At 62.1% G+C, this 18884-nt stretch carries 19 protein-coding genes; 10 read left to right on the top strand and 9 right to left on the bottom strand.

Annotated elements, in window-relative coordinates:
- Positions 1–138 precede the first annotated feature (138 nt).
- Positions 139–1245 carry a serine hydrolase domain-containing protein gene (locus AA309_RS07060; protein ID WP_244470284.1) on the top strand — a complete coding sequence of 369 codons (1107 nt, stop codon included), beginning with the start codon at positions 139–141 and terminating at the stop codon, positions 1243–1245.
- Here AA309_RS07060 and AA309_RS07055 read toward each other — a convergent pair whose 3' ends face one another.
- Both AA309_RS07055 and AA309_RS07050 read right to left on the bottom strand, forming a co-directional pair.
- A complete protein-coding gene (locus AA309_RS07055) occupies positions 1246–1968 on the bottom strand; it encodes an LrgB family protein (RefSeq protein WP_047188304.1) in 723 nt (240 codons plus the stop codon). It lies immediately after the preceding gene.
- Positions 1965–2372, bottom strand: coding sequence for a CidA/LrgA family protein (locus AA309_RS07050; RefSeq protein WP_047188303.1), 408 nt, complete (start codon positions 2370–2372; stop codon positions 1965–1967). The genes AA309_RS07055 and AA309_RS07050 overlap by 4 nt, the downstream gene beginning before the upstream one ends.
- Before the next feature lie 193 nt (positions 2373–2565).
- On the opposite strand from AA309_RS07050, the gene AA309_RS07045 reads away from it, so the two are divergent.
- Positions 2566–3825 carry an MgtC/SapB family protein gene (locus AA309_RS07045; RefSeq protein ID WP_047188302.1) on the top strand — a complete coding sequence of 420 codons (1260 nt, stop codon included), beginning with the start codon at positions 2566–2568 and terminating at the stop codon, positions 3823–3825.
- A gap of 51 nt (positions 3826–3876) precedes the next feature.
- Here the strand turns inward: AA309_RS07045 and rpoD are convergent, their stop codons facing one another.
- The gene (gene rpoD / locus AA309_RS07040; protein WP_047188301.1) at positions 3877–5871 is read right to left on the bottom strand and encodes an RNA polymerase sigma factor RpoD; all 1995 of its coding nucleotides are present in this window, start codon (positions 5869–5871) and stop codon (positions 3877–3879) included.
- A 278-nt stretch (positions 5872–6149) separates the two neighbouring features.
- Positions 6150–8048, bottom strand: a complete 1899-nt coding sequence (dnaG, locus tag AA309_RS07035) for a DNA primase (protein WP_047188300.1) — start codon at positions 8046–8048, stop codon at positions 6150–6152.
- A 232-nt stretch (positions 8049–8280) separates the two neighbouring features.
- On the opposite strand from dnaG, the gene AA309_RS07030 reads away from it, so the two are divergent.
- From AA309_RS07030 to AA309_RS07015, 3 genes are all read left to right on the top strand, one after another.
- Entirely contained in the window at positions 8281–9012 is a 732-nt protein-coding gene (locus tag AA309_RS07030) for a Crp/Fnr family transcriptional regulator (protein ID WP_047188299.1), read from the top strand.
- A gap of 144 nt (positions 9013–9156) precedes the next feature.
- A complete protein-coding gene (locus AA309_RS07025) occupies positions 9157–9426 on the top strand; it encodes a hypothetical protein (RefSeq protein WP_047188298.1) in 270 nt (89 codons plus the stop codon).
- A gap of 545 nt (positions 9427–9971) precedes the next feature.
- A complete protein-coding gene (locus tag AA309_RS07015) occupies positions 9972–10517 on the top strand; it encodes a DUF3800 domain-containing protein (RefSeq protein ID WP_150117415.1) in 546 nt (181 codons plus the stop codon).
- A gap of 588 nt (positions 10518–11105) precedes the next feature.
- Here the strand turns inward: AA309_RS07015 and AA309_RS07010 are convergent.
- Complete coding sequence (locus tag AA309_RS07010; protein WP_052954520.1) at positions 11106–11537, bottom strand: Lrp/AsnC family transcriptional regulator; 432 nt, start codon at positions 11535–11537, stop codon at positions 11106–11108.
- Between the two features lie 123 nt (positions 11538–11660).
- On the opposite strand from AA309_RS07010, the gene AA309_RS07005 reads away from it, so the two are divergent.
- Positions 11661–12248, top strand: a complete 588-nt coding sequence (locus AA309_RS07005) for a cysteine hydrolase family protein (protein WP_047188344.1) — start codon at positions 11661–11663, stop codon at positions 12246–12248.
- A 155-nt stretch (positions 12249–12403) separates the two neighbouring features.
- Here the strand turns inward: AA309_RS07005 and AA309_RS07000 are convergent, their stop codons facing one another.
- Complete coding sequence (locus AA309_RS07000) at positions 12404–12862, bottom strand: GatB/YqeY domain-containing protein (RefSeq protein WP_047188294.1); 459 nt, start codon at positions 12860–12862, stop codon at positions 12404–12406.
- 143 nt (positions 12863–13005) lie between these two features.
- Here AA309_RS07000 and carA point away from each other — a divergent pair, with 143 nt between their 5' ends.
- The 4 genes from carA to AA309_RS06980 all read left to right on the top strand — a co-directional run bounded on the left by carA (position 13006) and on the right by AA309_RS06980 (position 16179).
- Positions 13006–14223 carry a glutamine-hydrolyzing carbamoyl-phosphate synthase small subunit gene (gene carA / locus AA309_RS06995; RefSeq protein WP_047188343.1) on the top strand — a complete coding sequence of 406 codons (1218 nt, stop codon included), beginning with the start codon at positions 13006–13008 and terminating at the stop codon, positions 14221–14223.
- Between the two features lie 213 nt (positions 14224–14436).
- Positions 14437–14811, top strand: a complete 375-nt coding sequence (locus tag AA309_RS06990) for a hypothetical protein (protein ID WP_047188293.1) — start codon at positions 14437–14439, stop codon at positions 14809–14811.
- A gap of 84 nt (positions 14812–14895) precedes the next feature.
- Positions 14896–15450, top strand: coding sequence for a cupin domain-containing protein (locus tag AA309_RS06985; RefSeq protein WP_047188292.1), 555 nt, complete (start codon positions 14896–14898; stop codon positions 15448–15450).
- 36 nt (positions 15451–15486) lie between these two features.
- Positions 15487–16179 carry a class I SAM-dependent methyltransferase gene (locus AA309_RS06980; RefSeq protein WP_047188291.1) on the top strand — a complete coding sequence of 231 codons (693 nt, stop codon included), beginning with the start codon at positions 15487–15489 and terminating at the stop codon, positions 16177–16179.
- Here the strand turns inward: AA309_RS06980 and AA309_RS06975 are convergent.
- From AA309_RS06975 to AA309_RS06965, 3 genes are all read right to left on the bottom strand, one after another.
- A complete protein-coding gene (locus AA309_RS06975; protein ID WP_047188290.1) occupies positions 16160–17419 on the bottom strand; it encodes an MFS transporter in 1260 nt (419 codons plus the stop codon). The genes AA309_RS06980 and AA309_RS06975 overlap by 20 nt on opposite strands.
- A 137-nt stretch (positions 17420–17556) precedes the next feature.
- Positions 17557–17952: a GtrA family protein gene (locus AA309_RS06970; RefSeq protein ID WP_047188289.1), complete on the bottom strand. Its 396-nt coding sequence runs from the start codon at positions 17950–17952 to the stop codon at positions 17557–17559.
- A 2-nt stretch (positions 17953–17954) separates the two neighbouring features.
- Positions 17955–18770 carry an SDR family NAD(P)-dependent oxidoreductase gene (locus AA309_RS06965; RefSeq protein ID WP_047188288.1) on the bottom strand — a complete coding sequence of 272 codons (816 nt, stop codon included), beginning with the start codon at positions 18768–18770 and terminating at the stop codon, positions 17955–17957.
- Positions 18771–18884: the final 114 nt, after the last annotated feature.

Genomic DNA, 18884 nt, shown 5'->3' with positions numbered 1-18884 from the left:
GCCGTCGTGGTGTGGCTGCATAGGCGCATCGCAGAGGGCCCTCACAATGATGTGTGGCAGGTCGCCATGCCGGAACGCTTCCCCCTGCTCCATCTTATTCGCGGGCATGGATGCACATGATCTCGCATGATATTTTCGATGTTTCTCTCCCCTCTCGGATTGCCCTTGACCTTGGCTTTCCTGATGGCGCCGGCCTTCTGCGCTTCGGCGCAACCGGGTCCCGCACCACAATCGGGAACATCGGAGGTGCAGCCTCTGAAGGAAAGCATCGAGCGCGCCAGGAGCCTCGAAAACCTCCGCTCCTTGATCGTTTCCCGCGAGGGACGGATCGTGGCCGAGGAAGCTTTCAACGGCTCCAGCTTGGAGCGGCCGACCAACATCAAATCTGCGTCCAAGACCGTTCTGTCCGCTCTCGTCGGCATCGCCATCGAGCGTGGTGTTTTCAAAGGCGTCGACCAGCCCATCGCGGAGATTCTGGACCGGAGCATCCCGCCTGATGCCGATGAGCGCGTGAGGCAGATCACCATCGGCCACCTCCTGTCCATGCGGGCAGGCCTGGAGCGAACCTCCGGACGCAACTACGGTTCATGGGTGAGCAGCAGCAACTGGGTGCGCCATGCGCTGAGCCGCCCCTTTGTGGATGAGCCTGGCGGGCGCATGCTCTATTCGACAGGCAGCACGCATCTGCTTTCCGCCGCACTGACCCGGGCATCGAAACGCAGCACTCTGGAACTGGCGCGCGAGTGGCTAGGCGAGCCTCTCGGCATCACGGTGCCGCCGTGGACCCGCGATCCGCAAGGCATCTATCTTGGCGGGAACGAGATGGCATTGTCGCCCCGTGCCCTCCTGCGTTTCGGCGAGATGTATCGTCAGGGCGGCACCATCGACGGCAAGCGCGTTGTGCCGGAGAGCTGGGTGACGGAGTCGTGGGAGCCTCGCACCGCATCGGTCTACACGGGCGACAGCTACGGCTATGGCTGGTTCATGCGCGAGATGCGCGGCCATCGTGTCTACTACGCCTGGGGCTTTGGCGGGCAGATGATCTATGTGGCACCGAGCCTCGGGATGACTGTGGTCATGACCTCGGACCCGACGGAGCCTTCACGCGAGGACAATTATGTCGGCGAGCTTCACGCGCTCGTAGCAGACAACATCATCCCCGCGCTCGAAGGAAAACAAGAGCCGCAGGGCACCGGCAGCACGGTTCCGAACGGGCTCACGCCTGCCGATGCGCCAATCCCGTGATCAACCGATCAGCCATTTCAGCACGATCGGCAGCAACAGGGCCGTGACGAGCGCATTGAGACCCATGGCGATACCGGCGAAGGTGCCGGCCAACGAATGTACCTGAAAAGCCCTGGCCGTCCCGATGCCATGCGAGGCCAGGCCCACGGCAAAGCCACGCGCGCGCCAATCCTTCATATGAAGCGCATTCATGAGCGGCGTCACCATGACGGAGCCGATGACACCCGTGAGCATGATGAGAATGGCCGTGAGAGCCGGATCACCGCCGAGCGTTTCCGTGATGCCCATGCCTACGGGTGCAGTGACCGATTTCGGCGCCAGCGAGATGAGAACGGATTTCGGCATGTCGAAGAATTGCGCGGCAACGACAGCGGACACGATGGCCGTGACGGAGCCTACGATCAGTGCCGCCACCATGGGCACGATGGCCCGCAACACGACGCGACGGTTCTCATAGAGCGGAATGGCAAGCGCAACCGTGGCGGGGCCGAGGAGGAAGTGCACGAACTTCGCGCCTTCGAAATAGACCGGGTACGATGTTCCCGTGACCCAGAGCACGAGCGCAACCGCAACGACAGAGACCAGAACCGGATTGCACAATGGATGTCGCCCGAAGGCTTGCGACATCCGATCCGCAATCACGTAAGCGCCCAGCGTCACGACGAGCCAGAGCAACGGCGTCTGCGAGAGATAAACCCAGAGGGAGAAGGCCTGATCGCTCATGGCCTCTCCCCTGCCCTGACCTCATCGTTCGCGTCCATGGACGAGCCGCTCAGGCGCGACACGACGACGAAGGTGACGACCGTCACGACGAGAGTGATGAAGGTCGAGACAACCAACGCCACCACGAGCCCGACACCATGGGCCGCCAGCACATCGAACCGCTGCACGACGCCGACGCTCGCGGGGATGAACAGGAGCGAGAGATGCGCGAGCAGCCCCTTGCCCGTAGAATCGAGGGCTCTCCCGAACTCCGGCACCGCTTTTCTGATCCGGTCCCGCAGGCTCAGCACGACGAGCAGGATCAGCATTCCCAGAACAGGCCCGGGAACCGGCCAGCCCGAACCTCTGGCAATCACCTCGCCGAGAAGCTGGCACAGAAGAATGAGAGTTAAACTGACGATCATGGGCAGCCCTTGGCGACGGCGCGCGAATACATGTCCCTATATACCGCCTACGGCGGAGCTTGGCAGATCATTATCCGGCGGCTTGCATGGGAACTGTTTCCCTGAGCTTGGCCGTGCTACCAAGTAAGGAAAGAGCAGGTCCGAGAGGCAGCGATCCCGTGTCTTCATGGCTTGCTCCAAAGCAGATCGGACTATGAACGATACGTCTCTTCTTCTGCGCTTGGGCGTAGCGCTTGCCATTGGACTTCTCGTCGGCCTCGAACGCGGCTGGCAACGACGCGAGGAGGCAGAGGGAGAGCGCACGGCGGGCCTGCGGACCTATACGCTGGTGGCTCTTCTCGGTGCGTTGTCGGCAATTCTGGCAGGCTATACGAGCCCCATGTTCTTAGGGCTGTCCTTTCTCGGCTTCGCGCTCGCCTTCGGGGCCTTCGCTTGGCTCGAAGCCAAGACGGAGCAGAACTTCAGTGTCACAGGAGTCGTTGCAGCCCTCATCACTTTCTCGCTTGGCGCCTATACGGTGCTCGGGGATCTCCAGGTCGCTATTGCGGCCGGCGTCATCGTCACGCTCATCCTTGCTCTCAAGCAGCCGCTCCACACGTGGCTCAGGCGGCTGACATGGCTGGAGATCCGCTCCGTCCTCATCCTGCTCGCAATGACATTTCTCGCGCTGCCGCTTCTGCCGGACAGAGCGGTCGATCCGTGGAATGCCGTCAATCCCTCCGAGATCTGGTTGCTGGCCATCATCATCGCCGCCATCTCGTTTGCCGGTTACGTGGCCGTTCGCATCATGGGAAGCCAAGCAGGCGTGGCGCTCGCAGCGCTTGCAGGCGGCCTTGCCTCATCGACGGCCACGACCGTGACACTCGCGCGCATGGCGCGTGAGCACCCGGCAGCAAGCCCGTTGCTTTCCGCCGGCATTCTTCTCTCCGGCTTCGTCATGGTCGCACGCGTTCTGATCGTGGCGAGCGCCTTGAACGATGCGCTCCTGCTTCCGCTCGCCTGGCCCCTGGGCGCAGCGGGCCTCGTTCTGATCATTGTGTCCGGCCTGCTTTTCCTCACCTACGGCAAAGGAAGCAAGGAATGCCCTCAGCTCAGCATCAGGAACCCCTTCGATCTCGGTATGGCCCTGCAATTCGCAGCGCTCATCGCGATCATCAGCCTGCTCGCGAAAGTGGTCAGCAATCTTATGGGCGATGCGGGCCTCACCGTTCTCGCCGCTCTCTCCGGCATCGCGGATGTGGATGCGATCACGCTCTCCCTCGCGCGCCTGTCGCGGGACGGCGTCACGGTCACGACCGCAGCGCTCGGCATCGGCATCGCCGTTGCCGTCAACACGCTCGTGAAAGCGGGCATGACATTCAGCTTAGGCGCGGGAAAAGCCGGGTGGATCGTCTCCGGCGCGAGCCTTGCGGCCATCGCAGCCGGTAGCGTGACTTTTGCTCTCGCTGCATAAACGAGCGCATACGAAAAAGGCGGGCCTGGAAGCCCGCCTTTTCTCGTTCGCTCAGTTGTCGAGGAAGCTCCGGAGCTTGCGGCTCCGCGAGGGGTGCTTGAGCTTGCGCAGCGCCTTCGCCTCGATCTGACGGATACGCTCGCGGGTCACCGAGAACTGCTGGCCGACCTCTTCGAGGGTGTGGTCGGTGTTCATGCCGATGCCGAAGCGCATGCGCAGCACGCGCTCCTCGCGCGGCGTGAGCGAGGCGAGAACACGCGTGGTGGTCTCGCGCAGGTTCGATTGGATCGCCGCGTCGATCGGCAGGATCGCGTTCTTGTCCTCGATGAAATCGCCGAGGTGTGAATCCTCCTCGTCGCCGATCGGCGTCTCGAGCGAGATCGGCTCCTTGGCGATCTTCAGCACCTTGCGCACCTTCTCCAGCGGCATGGCGAGCTTCTCGGCCAATTCCTCCGGAGTAGGCTCGCGGCCGATCTCGTGCAGCATCTGGCGCGACGTGCGGACGATCTTGTTGATCGTCTCGATCATGTGCACCGGGATGCGGATCGTGCGCGCCTGGTCCGCGATGGAGCGGGTGATCGCCTGACGAATCCACCACGTGGCGTAGGTCGAGAACTTGTAGCCGCGACGGTACTCGAACTTATCGACCGCCTTCATGAGGCCGATATTGCCCTCCTGGATCAGGTCCAGGAACTGCAGGCCGCGGTTCGTGTACTTCTTGGCGATGGAGATCACGAGACGCAGGTTCGCCTCGATCATCTCCTTCTTCGCCTGGCGTGCCTCGCGCTCACCCTTCTGCACCATCATGACGATGCGGCGGAATTCCTGGATCTCCAGGCCGGTCTCGCTTGCCAGATTGTGGATCTGCTCGCGCAGGTCGTGGATCTGGTCCTTCGCCTTGGCGACGAAGTCCTTCCAGCCCTTGCCGCCGAGCTTGGAGACGCGCAGCACCCACTTGGGATCGAGTTCCCAGCCCTGGTAGTGCCTGAGGAACTCTTCGCGCGCGACGCCGTGGCTCTCGGCCAGACGCATCAGGCGGCCTTCATGCGAGATGAGGCGCTTGTTGATGTCGTAGAGCTGCTCGACCAGCGCTTCGATGCGGTTGTTGTTGAGCGACAGCGACTTCACCGCAGCGACGATGTCGGCTTTCAGCTCGCGGTACTTGCGCTCCTGGGCCGGCGTCAGCTGCTTGTTCTGCATGCGCTGCTCCACATGCTCGACCTGCAGGCGGCGCAGCTTCTTGTAGTTGTCGGCGATGGAGTCGAAGGTCTCGAGAACGCGCGGCTTCAGCTCGGCTTCCATGGCCGAGAGCGACACGTTGTTCTCCATGTCCTCGTCGTCCATCTCGCCCTCGGGCGGGGTCATGCCCTCCTCGGTCTCGGCCGGCTCATCCTCGCTCTCGTCGGAAAGCGCATCCACCTTGGGCGCGCCCTTGCCGTCGGGGCCTGCGTAGGTTGCTTCGAGATCGATGATGTCGCGCAGGAGCACCCGGCCTTCGACGAGCTCGTCGCGCCAGATGATGATCGCCTGGAAGGTCAGCGGGCTTTCGCAGAGGCCCGCGATCATCGCCTCGCGGCCGGCCTCGATGCGCTTGGCGATCGCGATTTCGCCCTCGCGGGAGAGAAGCTCCACCGAGCCCATCTCGCGCAGATACATGCGCACCGGATCGTCCGTGCGGTCGGTCGGCTCCTTGGTCGTGGTCTCGCGGACCGCGACGGCGCGGGTCTGCGATGCCTCGACGAGATCGCCGCCCTCGGCCTCGTCCTCCTCGGCCTCGGCCTGAGCGCCCTCTTCCGTCTCTTCCGACTCGACGACGTTGATACCCATCTCGGAGAGCTGGCCGAGCACGTCCTCGATCTGCTCCGAGGAGAACTCCTCCGGAGGCAGAACCTCATTCAGCTCATCATACGTGACATACCCGCGCTTCTTCGCGAGCTTGATCATCCGTTTAACGGCGGCATCGCTCAGGTCGAGCAGAGGCCCGTCGCTCGTTTGCTCCGGAGCTGTCGTCTCGCCTTCGTCCCGTTCGGTTGCCTTCGTTGCCATGCTTCGCTCTACTCCAGCGCCCCGTCGGTCCCCCCAGCGGGACTTTCGATGCGCGAATGGGCAGCAAGGCCTGTAGGCCCGGCCACCCGGAAATTCCTGACCATTCAACAGCAAGTCAATTGACTAACCGTTAACCATCTCCCGCCCGCATTGGGCCGCACCCTGTCCTGAGCATCGGACCCGAAAGTGGGCTCCACTTCTGGGATCGATCCGATGCTCCTATTTCAACAGCGCATCGTTTTGAGCGGAAAACCGGGTCCGCTTTTCCGCACGATGCGCTAGAAACCGGCTCCCCCAGCGGACCCGTTCTTGTCCAAGTCGGCCTCGGCACCCTCGACGGAGGACAGTTGGTTTTGGACCTCTCGCAGCCAGGCGAGATTGGCCTCGTTGTCCTCTTCGGCGAGCGCGCGCTCGGCGGCCCGAAGCTCGCTATGTAACGTGCGCGCACGACGATGCAAGGTGATGGCTTGCCTCAATGCGTCTTCAAGCCGCAAGGGATCCGCATGCGGATCGAGCATCCAGCGGTCGCCAGGACGGACCAAAGCGTTCAGCCTGTCCGCCGCCTGGGTCAGTCCGGCACGCTCCAGGCGGGTCTGCATCACGTTAGGATCGGCTGGGTCGCCGCTGGCGGCGCTATCCAGCAGGAGACTGCGCATCATTTGGGCAGAGCGTCCCTCAAGTTCAAGATCTGCAAGGGTTTCTGCGTGATTTTGCAGGAGCTCCGGGTGCACTAGGAAGGCGCAGAGGATCATCGCCTCCCGGGGGCTTTCCGCCGTTCCGCCGGTGAAAAGAGGGCTGCGCGCCAGGAGCGGCGAGACGCTCAAACGGGCGCTCGGCGTGGTCGGAGCAGGCCCGCGGAAGTCGCGCCGCCCTCCCCCGCCCTGGCGGGCGAACCGCCCTGCCCGGGGGGCAGGATTCAAGGCCGCAAGGCGGCTTTCGACCTCCTCCCGGTAGTATTTCTTCAGGGTCTCGTCGCGAATCAGTGCCAGTGATTCGCGAAGCCGCCGCTCCAGGGCCGCCCGACGCTCCGGGGTATCGAGGGGGCCGACCTCGGTCTCCCGGGACCAGAGAATGTCCACCAGGGGCCTCGCTGACGCCAGAACCCGCTCGATGGCGGGCCGCCCGCCGGAACGGGCGAGATCGTCCGGGTCCTGCCCCTCCGGCAGGATGGCAAAGCGCAGGGATTTGCCGGCGGAAAGGTTCGGTAGGGCCGTCTCAAGAGCGCGATAGGCGGCCCGCTGCCCGGCCTTGTCACCGTCAAAGCACAGGATCGGCTCCTCGGAGAGGCGCCACAGGAGGGCAAGCTGGTCCTCCGTAAGCGCCGTCCCAAGCGGGGCGACCGCATTGGGAAAACCCGCGACGCTCAACGAAATCACGTCCACATAGCCCTCGACCGCAATCACCGTGCCCCGATCATGCGCGGGCTGGCGAGCAAGATGGTAGTTATAGAGAAGCCGCCCCTTGTTGAAGAGCGGCGTATCCGGCGAGTTCAGGTACTTCGCCGGCGCATCCGCGCTCATGGCGCGCCCGCCGAAGGCGATCACGCGGCCGCGGACGTCGCAGATCGGGAACATCACCCGGTCGCGGAAGCGGTCGTACGGCACCTTCACGTCCTCGCCCGAATAGACGAGTCCCGCCTCAATCATCATCTCGATGGAGATGCCCTTGGAGGCCAAGTAGTCACGAAGGGCAAAGCGCTCCGGCGGCGCATAGCCGATGCGGAAGCGCTTCTGCGTCTCCGGGCTCAAACTGCGACCGGCCAAGTAATCGCGAGGCTTCATGCCGAAACGGCCCTGGAGGGAAGCCTCGAAGAACTCCGTCGCCATTTCCATGGCGTCGTAGAGCGTCCTGCGCTTCACCTCCTCCGCCCGGTCCTCAGGGCCAAGCTTGGGCAGGGGCACCCCGGCCTCCGCCGCCAGCCGCTCCACGGCCTCGGGGAAGGAGAGCCCCTCGGTCTCCATGACGAAGGTGAAGATGTCGCCGTGCTTGCCGGAGGAGAAGCAGTGATAGAACTGCTTCTGGTCGTTCACATAGAAGGACGGCGTCTTCTCCGCGTTGAAGGGCGACAGCCCCTTCCACTCCCGCCCCGCCTTCTTCAAGCGCACGCGCTTGCCCACGACGGCCGAAACCGGCAGTCGGGCGCGGATCTCTTCGAGGATTTGGGGCGGGTAGCGCAAGTTAAGCGAATTCTCCAAACCTGCTCCATAAACTAGGGCGGCAAGACTGAAGACGGAAAGAGAACAGCCGAGCTTTTCTGTACCCGCAATCCACAGGCCGCCTTCGCGGCCTGAAGGGGGAACCAAGCCCCAGCCTCACTGTTCTCCGAGCGAGAGCGCCCGAAGCGTCACATCACGGACCGAAGACAGTGGTCATGCTTCTCGCCCTGGGGCCCAACCGAGGTGATCGACCATGATCAGCCGTCAAGAAAACTGGCTTCTTGCCGCCCTGGAGCCTGACGATTTCGCCGTTCTCGAGCCCGCGCTGGAGATCGTTGAACTATCCCCCGGACAAGTTCTGTACGAGACCGGCGCAACGGTCGATTATGCCTACTTTCCTCATGATGCGATGGTCTCGCTCGTCACCATCATGAAGGATGGGGGGACCGTCGAGATGGCGGTCTTCGGACGGGAGGGCGTCGTTGGCTTTGCCAGTGCCTTGACCACGCGGGTGGCTCTGGGCCGCTATCTGGTTCAACTCCCTGGAGCGGCCTCGCGGACACCGATCGAACCGCTCGTGAAAGCTTTCGACACCAGTTCGAATATGCGCGCCCTCTTCCTCCGCTACATTGAGGGATTGCTGTCCCAGACCTTCCGGATCACGGCCTGCAACGCGGTTCATGGAGTCGAAGCGCGCTGCTGCCGCTGGCTCCTGACTGCCCATGACCGGGTCGCGCGGGACGAACTGCCGCTGACGCACGAATTCCTGGCCGAGATGCTCGGGGTGCAGCGCCCCACCGTGAGCATCATTCTGCGCACTCTTCAGACCGCAGGGCTCATCACGCAGCGCCGCGGCATCCTCGTCATCGCCGATCGCGAGGGGCTCGAAGAAGCAGCCTGTGAGTGCTACGGAAACATTCGAGAGAGATTCAGCGAACTCGGGTTTCACTTTCCAAAAGGAAGCGGCCCTCCCACAACAGCCTAGATAAAAGCCACGCTTTGGGCCTACCCAATACTACCCGATAGTAGTAGGTCACTACTCCCTTCGGCCACCAGGAACTGTCATCACTCTGACAGACGCCGCGCGTTACAGGCTCTATCGCATCGTTCAACACAGCAGAGGATGCGAATGTCTGTTTTCGAGATCGACAAATCGCGCGTGGAGCTGAGGGAAGCGCAATCTCAGGCTCCGGCGCTCAAGATCCTTTATCAATCGCTTCTCACAACGCTCACGAACCTGGACTTCGCGTATGAGCGCGAGCGGGAGACGCTGAGCTCATCCGCTCTGAACCCGAGGGAGCAAATCCGAGCTCTGGGGAAACTTCGGGAGAGCCATCGCGAGCAGCGAAACCCTTACCTTCAGCAACTCGCGATCCTTCAGGAGCGTATTTACGGCTGAGCCTTCGCTCTGCCGGGACAGACAAGCCGAGCTCCAATCATGAGATGAAGAGCCCGGCTGACAATCGATCATCAAACGTGAGGCGAAGCACTCCCTGCGCTGGTGTAAACGCCGACAGTTGCTAGACTAAATAAAGGTGGATCAGAGGCCTCCTGAGGGAGCATCCTCTAATCCGCTTAGGGTGACGACACACCCTGTGTTGCCCTGTCGAGGGCGGCTAATGGGCAAAGCGACCTCACACGTCTCAATGCCCGAACGCCTTGAAGGACTGGCCATCCCGAAGGCTAGCGCCAGCTGGGGCGAGATACAAATACTCCGCATCCCAATCTCTTTAGGTCTGCGGCGCCGCGACCCGGAGCGTTTTCCAATGAGAACCATACTCCGGCTAGCTGTTAGTCTAGAGGTCGATTTAGCGTCGTGCCTTTGGGTGCTGTACGCCATCTTGTCCCTCTTCAACTGACAGGGAACGGGGCTTCGCTTCGGCGCGGTCCCGTTTCTGCTTCTGCTGCTTGGTGTTGAGCATCCGCCTCGGCTCTATCGAGCACATGAGGGTCGCTCCGTATGCCTGCATGGCCGTGGCTGTCCATAAGCCGAGCCTGCTGCTCACCGATGCGTTCAAGAAACCGTACTATTTATATTTCTACATCGCGAGGCTTCTCCTTGAACGCGTCTCGTGGTTTTGCCGCTTTAATAAGCCCGCAGACGATCCCGGGAACGGCAAGGCTAGCTTCATTTTCTCCAGTCGCCGAGGCCTTCAGGTTGAAGGCATCACTGAATATCCGGACCTTCTCCGCAGAAAGGCCGACTCGCGCAGCCTCTATCCCGATCTAGCCCATAACAAGATCCATTGGCCGGCGTTGGAGCGCGAAGTCGAGCTCCTCCAGAACAAGGAATTGATTGGGCTTCAACTCGCTGACGCCATGGCCAGCGGTCTCGGCAAAGCCATTGAGCCCTCGCAGTATTACACTACGGAATGCCGCTATATCCGGCACCTCAAGCCCATCGTCTTCAGGCGCCATAAGAGCTATCTGAGTTACGGGAAAATTCTTCCCGCGCCTCACCGACAGTTTGCGAGAAGAAGAGCGCTTTGAGTGGCTGGACCACTTTGCTTAGGGAGTTCTGGGCAGCCACAAACCGGTTGCTCCCGAAGATCCCGGATCAATGTGGACAGCAGAACTTTGTAGGCTACCACTTACACCCTCACCTCCATCTTCCCCACAAGGCGAGGAAGAGAGCCATCTTGTTTGTTCTGATTTTGTTCTTGACAATGTTCCTAACCTGGGCTATATCTAGTGCTGTCCTGACCTGCCGAGGGCGCGCTCGCGAGGCGTCGCATGTGTGGGGTTGGGAGCGGTCTCGCGGGTGAGGATACGCAGCCTCATCCGGCGGGAGGCCCAGGATGCGGCTGGGGTTCAGGATTGGTCGCAGGCCGCTCGCTGAAAAGGACGCGGTGTCCGCCTGCGGCAGTCGATGAGCCATGGCCCGCCTGTCCGCCTAAAAAAGCCGTGCGCGAGGGGCCATCCGGTTCCAAGCATCACCATCAGAGTTCGAGCCGGATCGCCCATCGCGCCTCCCTCGATTGCTGAACCTCGGAAGCCGCACCGGCCCCGAGGACGCTTCAGCTTGGCTCTTTGAAAATTGCTGGATGCAAAATGGCAGGCCTCGGCCGCCCCAACCCTTCAATCCCGCGACCACTCGGTGGCCAGCACGATATGCGTGGTGGCGGTGGCGACCCCTTTTACGGCGGCCACCGTGTCCCTGATCGTGTTGAGGGTCGCGTTGGAATCGCAGGCGACCATCACCATCAGGTCGATGGATCCTGTCAGGGAGTGGCAGGCGACGATTTCCGGAATGCCGGAGAGGATGGGCACCACCTGCCTGCAGCGGAAACCCGGCTCGAAGGTCACGGCGATCATGGCACGCACGGCGGGATCGTGCTCGGAGGCCAGCTCCACCGTATAGCCCTTGATGATGCCCTCGCGCTCGAGGCGGCGCATCCGCTCCTGGGTCGCACTGCGGGACAGGCCGACATTGCGGGCGAGACCGACGAGGCTCTCCCGGGCATTCTTCCGCAAGGCGGCAACGAGGATCTTGTCTTTGTCGTCCAGCATGGCGCCCCATCTGCCGCCTTGAAGCCTTCCAACCGGCATTTAGCCGGTCAGGCCGTCATCTTGTCGAGTGAAACCGGCCGAACACTCATGAAGAGTATGGCATCGTTTCACAAGGAGCTTCCGATGCCTTCCGACTTCACGAACGCGGTTCTTCTGCCCATCGACATGCAGAAAGCCTTCGATGCCCCATCCTGGCCGCCCCGCTGGAACAAGACCGTCGATGCCAATGGTCTGCTGCTCATCGAAACCTGGCGAGCGGCGGGACGCCCCATCATCCACGTCCGACATGATTCGGTTGAGCCGAACTCGACCCTCGGCCCGACCCGACCAGGCAATGCCTTCCGTGAGGGCTTCGGTCCGAAAGGCCACGAGCCACTCGTCACCAAGAGCGTGAACTCGGCCTTTATCGGAACGGACCTCGACCTGCGCCTCCGGCGGCTCGGGGTCGACACCATCGTCGCCTTCGGCATCTCGACCGATATGTGCGTGTCGACCACCGTGCGCATGGGGGCCAACCTGGGCTACCGCATGATCCTGGTCGAGGATGCCTGCGACTGCTTCGACCTCCCCGACGGCAGGGGCGGCACCATTCCGGCGGAAGCCGTCCACGCGACGCATGTGGCGACCTTGGGCTTCGAATTCGCCAGAATCGTCGCGACGCGGGAGCTTGTTCAGGCGCTCACAGCGTCCGGAGCGGTTGTAGCGGCTTGAAGCTCGCTTCTCCTCGTCATCCCCGGACTTGTTCCGGGGATCCACGCCTTGTTGGCGCAGCGTTTCTAAAGACGTGGATGGCCGGGACCGATCCCCGGATCGAGTCCGGGGACGGCCATGACGCCATGGGTTCTGATCATGGGTTCTGATACCGCTCACCCCTTGGGCAGCATGTCCTTCACGAGGCCGCTGGCCTTGGCGAAGTCCATGCGGCCGGCATACTTGGCGCGTAAGATCCCCACGACCTTGCCCATGTCCTTCATGGAGGTGGCGCCCGTCTCGGCGATGGCGGCCTCGATGGCAGCTTTCGTCTCGGCCTCGTCCATCTGCTTCGGCAGGTAGGACGAGATCACCTCGACCTCGTTCTTCTCCTGCTGAGCCAGTTCCTGGCGTCCGCCCTGCTCGTACATGGTGATCGATTCCTGACGCTGCTTCACCATTTTCTGCAGCAGAGCCAGGATTTCCTCGTCGGAGAGCGGCCCCTTGCCGGCGCCCCGGGCCTCGATGTCCTTGTCCTTCAAGGCGGCCTGAATCAGGCGGATCGCGCCGAGCCTGCCCTTGTCGCCGGCCTTCATGGCCTCTTTCATATCGGCGGTGAAACGTTCGCGCAGCATGCGGATCTCCTTTAAATTAAGGTGCTTCAAGCGTTGACGGGACGCGAGCGGCCCCTTAAGTCACGAGGACAGTTCACGGACGGCCCGGTACGGGCCTGCTCAAGCACGGCCTGTTGGCCCCGGACTTACAAGAGATCATGACGATGCTGCAAGACAAAGACACCACCGGGTCCCACTCGGGTGGCTGGGAAGAGCCACGCGCAACGGCCGTTCTCGTGCTCCAGGACGGAACGCTGCTGGAAGGCTTCGGCGTCGGCGCCGAAGGCGAAGCCACCGGCGAGGTCTGCTTCAATACGGCGATGACGGGCTACGAGGAGATCCTGACGGACCCCTCCTATGCCGGGCAGATCATCACCTTCACCTTCCCGCATATCGGCAATGTCGGCACGAACGAGGAGGACATCGAGAGCGTCAATGCCGCCTCGTCCTCCGGCGTGCGCGGCGTGGTGCTGGCGGCCTCCATCACCGAGCCCTCCAACTGGCGCGCCTCCCGCGATCTGGACGCTTGGCTGAAGGCCCGCCAGATCATCGGCCTCTCGGGCATCGACACCCGCGCGCTGACCGCCCTCATTCGCGACAAGGGCATGCCGAACGCCGTGATCGCCCATAACCCCGGAGGCGAGTTCGATATCCCCGCCCTCAAGGCCAAGGCTGCCGCCCTCCCGTCCATGGACGGCCAGGATCTCGTACCCCTGGTCACCAGCACCCAGCGCTTCGACTGGGACGAGACCACCTGGACAAAGGGCGAAGGCTACGGCCACCAGGACGGCGAGCCGAAGCACCACGTGGTCGCCATCGATTACGGCGTGAAGCGCAACATCCTGCGCCTGCTCGCCCGCGCCGGCTGCAAGGTCACGGTCGTTCCCGCGACGGCGACCGCTGACGAGGTCCTGGCGCTGAAGCCCGACGGCGTCTTCCTCTCCAACGGTCCCGGTGATCCGGCGGCGACCGGCGAATATGCCGTTCCGGTGATCCGGAAGGTGCTGGAACGAAAGATCCCGACCTTCGGCATCTGCCTCGGTCACCAGATGCTGAGCCTGGCCGTGGGCGCCAAGACCCAGAAGATGCACCAGGGCCACCATGGGGCAAACCATCCGGTGAAGGACAAGACCACCGGGAAGGTGGAGATCACCTCCATGAACCACGGCTTCGCGGTAGATCCGGCGACGCTTCCGAAGAACGCCGTGGAGACGCACGTCTCCCTGTTCGACGGCTCGAATTGCGGCATCGCGCTCACCGACCGTCCGGCCTTCTCGGTGCAATACCACCCGGAAGCCTCGCCCGGCCCGCAGGACAGCCACTACCTCTTCGATCGCTTCGTGAAGCTGATGGACGAGGGCAAGACGAAGCAGTCTGCATAAGGCTTGTTTTCGGGTTCGCTCAGATCGCGCCGTCACTCGCACCAGGTGACGGCGCTTTCTTTTTGGTCGTCGCACAGGCTTTCAGGACGTGCTTTTTTCACACGCGAGTGTAGCCGCGACAAACGCGAACGTTGCCTCGTTCCCCCAAATCACGTTAACCAGTCATTAATCATAAAAACCAATGATTCCGGGTTATCTTTTGGGGGTTCTCCGATGGATTTTGATCACGAGTCCGGCGATTTCGGCCGCTTGCACAACCTGTTCACCTTCCACCTCGGCATTGCCGTCACGCTGTCCTGGCTGACCTCGCTTTATGCCGCCGTCTATGCGCCCTGGGTGCGCAACATCCGTCCGCTGATCGATCCCACCAACGTGGGCACGGTCGAAAGCACCTGGTCTTATCTGTTCATTTTCCCCGTCGTGCTCACGACGGCTTGGCTGATCTCCATCTTCGGCCAGAACATCTTCGCCAAGTTCCGTATTCTGAAGAGCCAGGCCATCGAATTCGGCATTGCGGCAGCTGTCGCCTTCGTCATGTTCTATCTCTCCATCGACCGCGCCGTTGCGGCGATGCTGCTGGGCATGTGAGGGCAAGAGCTTCAAGCCTGACGCTCCAGCTCGATCTTTCGCCTGAGCCGCGCGTTCCCTCCCCATCGAGAAGGGAGATCATGCATGGCTCAGACAAAAGGATACGGTGATCCAAGAGGCTACAACACGCCGCTGGGCACGGAGACTTACGTCTTCCAAAGCAACGGCATCGTGCCTAACAACTCTCTGCCGCTGATCGTCCGCCGTGGTGCCGTCACGCCGGATCAGAACGATCCGGCGAAAGCGTTCGAGACCACCTTCGCCAGGAATGGCTGGACCAATTCGTGGCGCAACGGCATCTTCCAGTTCCATCACTACCACCCCAACACCCATGAGGTGCTTGGCGTTTTCTCAGGCTCGGCCTCCGTCCGCTTCGGCGGCGAGGACGGCGAGACCGTTGCCGTATCGACAGGCGATGTGGTGATCGTTCCGGCGGGTGTGGCCCATGCCCTCATCAACTCGAGCGATGACTTCGCCGTCGTGGGCGCCTATCCGGACGGCCGCAGCTATGACACCGTGCGTGACGATCCCAACGCGCTTGCCGTCTCACAGCAGCGGATCGCCCAGGTGCCCCTGCCCAGCATGGACCCTGTCGATGGCGCGGATGGACCGCTGACGAAGCTCTGGGCTCAAGCATGATGACGCGGTCTTTAGCTTGGGCTAGAACTCGCCTTCATGTTGAACTGGCGAGACTACTGGAACCAAGACACACCGATTTACTCGGGCGAGCGGCACAAGCTTCTGCACTACAAGCTCGTGGCGAACGACATTATCGGCCTCACTCCTTCCCGTGAGGCGGTCGTCCTTGACTATGGCTGCGGAGAAGCCCTCTTTGCCGATCGGGTCGCGGCGAAATGCGCGAAGCTCTATTTGAGCGATGCCGCTCCTCTCGTGCGAGAACGTCTGCAGGAGAAGTTCGGCGCGAATGAGCGTATCGTGATCCTCACCCCCGATGAGGTCGCCAATCTTGTGGACGCATCGCTCGATCTCATCGTGGTGAACTCGCTTCTGCAATACCTCTCCCTCGATGAGCTGCGCACTCTGCTCAAACTCTGGCGCTCGAAACTGAAGAGCGGAGGAAAGCTCGTGATCGCCGATGTGATCCCGCCCGATGTGAGCCCGGTCACGGATGCGAAAGCGCTTCTCGCATTCGCCTGGCAGGGCGGCTTTCTGACATCGGCCCTTCTCGGCCTCGCCCGCACGGCCTTTTCCGAATATCGTAAGATCCGCGAGGAGATCGGCCTTTCGCAATACAGCGAGGACGAAATTGTTGATATCCTTCAGGATGCCGGGTTCGAGCCGAAACGCGCCGAACGCAATCTCGGTCATAACCCGGCGCGGATGACCTTCATCGGACAGGTTGCTTAGGCTCTTGGGCTCTTGCGAGGGAGCGTTTTTCGCTCGCGATCGACCAGGCGAGCACGCCGAGTCCGGCCACGGCCAGAGCGGCACCAACCCAGCCGGTCGCCTCGAAGCCATAGCCTGCCGCGATCGCAAGACCACCGAGCCAGGCACCCAGCGCATTCGCGATATTGAAGGCAGAGTGATTGGAGGCGGCAGCGAGCGTCTGCGCATCGGCCGCAACGTCCATCAGCCGGGTTTGCAGAGCAGGGCCAAGGGCAACGCTGCAACCGACGAGGAAGACGAAAACAGACAGCAGATAAGGATTGTCAGCCGTCAGCCAGAGCAGCGTCATGACGACTGCGCTGCCGGCCAAGGTCCCTGCGATGGTGCCGATCAGGTTCTTGTCGGCGAACCATGCACCAACCAGATTGCCGACGATCATGCCGGAACCGAACAGAGCCATCATCAACGGCACAGCGCTCTCCGGCATGCCTGCGACATGGGTGGCTGTCGAAGCGATGTAGGAGAACACGGAAAACAGACCGCCGAAACCAACGGCGCCGATGGCGAGCGTGAACCAGACCTGCCTGCGCTTGAAGGCTCCGAGTTCTCGCATCGGGCTTGCGCCCTCCTCGACCCGATCCTTCGGCAGGAACAACCAGATGAGAATAACCGTCAGCGCCCCCGTGAAGCCTACGGCGGCAAACAGAATCCGCCAGTTCAGGATCTGGCCGAAGAAAGTCATGATGGGTGTGCCGATCAGGGTTGCCACCGTCAGTCCCATCATCACGCGGGCCACAGCCTGCGTGCGCTTCTTAGGCTCGACGAGAGATGCCGCTACCAATGCCGCCACGCCGAAATAGGCGCCGTGTGGAAGGCCGGTCAGGAAGCGCACCAGTACGAAGGATTCGAAAGTCGGGGCAATCGCGCTCACCACGTTTCCAACTGCGAAGATCGCCATGAGAAGAAGCAGCAGCGTCTGGCGCGGGAGCTTTGCCGCGAGCACGGCAATGATGGGAGCACCGACGACGACACCGAGGGCGTAAGCGCTGATGGCATAGCCAGCCTGCGGTGTCGTGACGGCGAATTCCTGCGCGAGATTGGGCAACAGCCCCATGATGGCAAACTCGCCCGTGCCGATGCCGAAGCTGCCGACGGCGAGCGCCAGCTCAATGAGAGCAATAGTGAGGCGCGATTTGGCAGCGGCATGCCCATGACTTGCCGCAGCCGAGCGCGCTTCCTCTGCAATCGCCAGATCGGACATCAAAACCTCGGGGAATCCTGAAAGGAGAAGGCGCTCTTATTGCACTGCAAAAAGATACTGGCGACCCGCCGGGACGCAGCCCTGACCTGCAGCAGAATCCTGGAACGTTTCAGAGGCAGGCTGAAAGCGCCGCTTGCTTATGCAAATGTCCAAATCTTGTGCGCCAGGAAGCTCCACAGCATCACGACGCCCGTCGTGATGACCTGCGCCGGCAGGTATGGTCCGCCAATCCAAACCGTGAAGGCATGCATGAGAAACCAGGTCAGCAGGAAGCCCACGAAGGCAACCGCAGCAAAACGCCACGTCGCCTCGCGATGGGGGCGGCTGCTCTGATAAGTATGCCTGCGATTGAGCACATAAGACACTAGGCCGCCGGCTATGTAGCCGGCGAGAGTCGCCGGGACAGGATGATACCCTCCTCCTTCGACGAGAAGGATGAGCAGGCCGTAATGAGCCACGGCCGCGGCGAGCCCGACACCGAAGAAGGCTGCAAACTGGCGGCTGAGACGGTGGAAGGGAGATAACGCGGTCACGCCTACCCGTTAGCCTCTTCTGCGGATCGCGTCACCTCGCCTCTTTGAAGAGCCCCGGCAATTTTGCGAATTACTGAGCGAGGCAGGAACTTCGCCCCGAACGTTCCCAGCCGATTGGTCACGCCAGTCACCACGATGGCCTTGCCGGTCTCATAGCCGTCGACCCCCATCCGCGCGACCTCTGCGGCAGACATCGTGCCTTGCTTGAAGAGCTTGGAGCTTTCGAGGTCAGCCGTTGCGGAAAATTCGCTCTCGGTCGGTCCTGGACAGAGGGCCGTCACGGTTACGCCGTGAGGTCTGGCCTCCTCGTGCAGGGCCTCGGAGAAAGAGAGCACGAAAGCCTTCGTAGCATAATACACTGCCATATAGGGCCCAGCCTGGAAGGCGGCTGTCGAAGCCACGTTCAGGATACCGCCCCGCCCTCGCTCCAGCATGCCGGGCAGCATGAGACGGGAAAGCGCCGTCAGCGCCCTGACGTTGAGATCGATCATGGCGATCTGCCGCTCGAACGGCAGGGATGCAAAGTTCCCCCTCAGGCCGAATCCGGCGTTGTTCACAAGAGTATGGACCTGGATACCCCGATCTCGGAGCATTTCCGCGAGGTCCTGGGGCGCCTCCCTGTCCTCGAGGTCGAGGGCCATGGCTTCCACCTGAACCCTGTGGGCCGACTGGATTTCCTCAGCCAGAGCTTCCAACCGTTCGTGCCGCCGGGCCGTGAGGACGAGGGAATAGCCTCTGGCCGCGAGAACCCGCGCCAGTTCCGCGCCGATTCCGCTCGATGCGCCGGTAATGACGGCCCAGCGTGGTTCCTCAGCCATCCTCTGCCTCCTCTAGACTTTCCCCATCGATGCGGGCGATCATGCCGCATGGGGAGACCTGTCGCCAAATCATGGCTCAGGCCTTTGAATTTGTGACGTCTCCGTGTAAGAGCC

This window comes from Microvirga vignae (assembly GCF_001017175.1).
Classification (GTDB): Bacteria; Pseudomonadota; Alphaproteobacteria; order Rhizobiales; family Beijerinckiaceae; genus Microvirga; species Microvirga vignae.
Note: the sequence above shows the minus strand (reverse complement) of the source record. Positions and strands in the feature narration are given on the sequence as shown.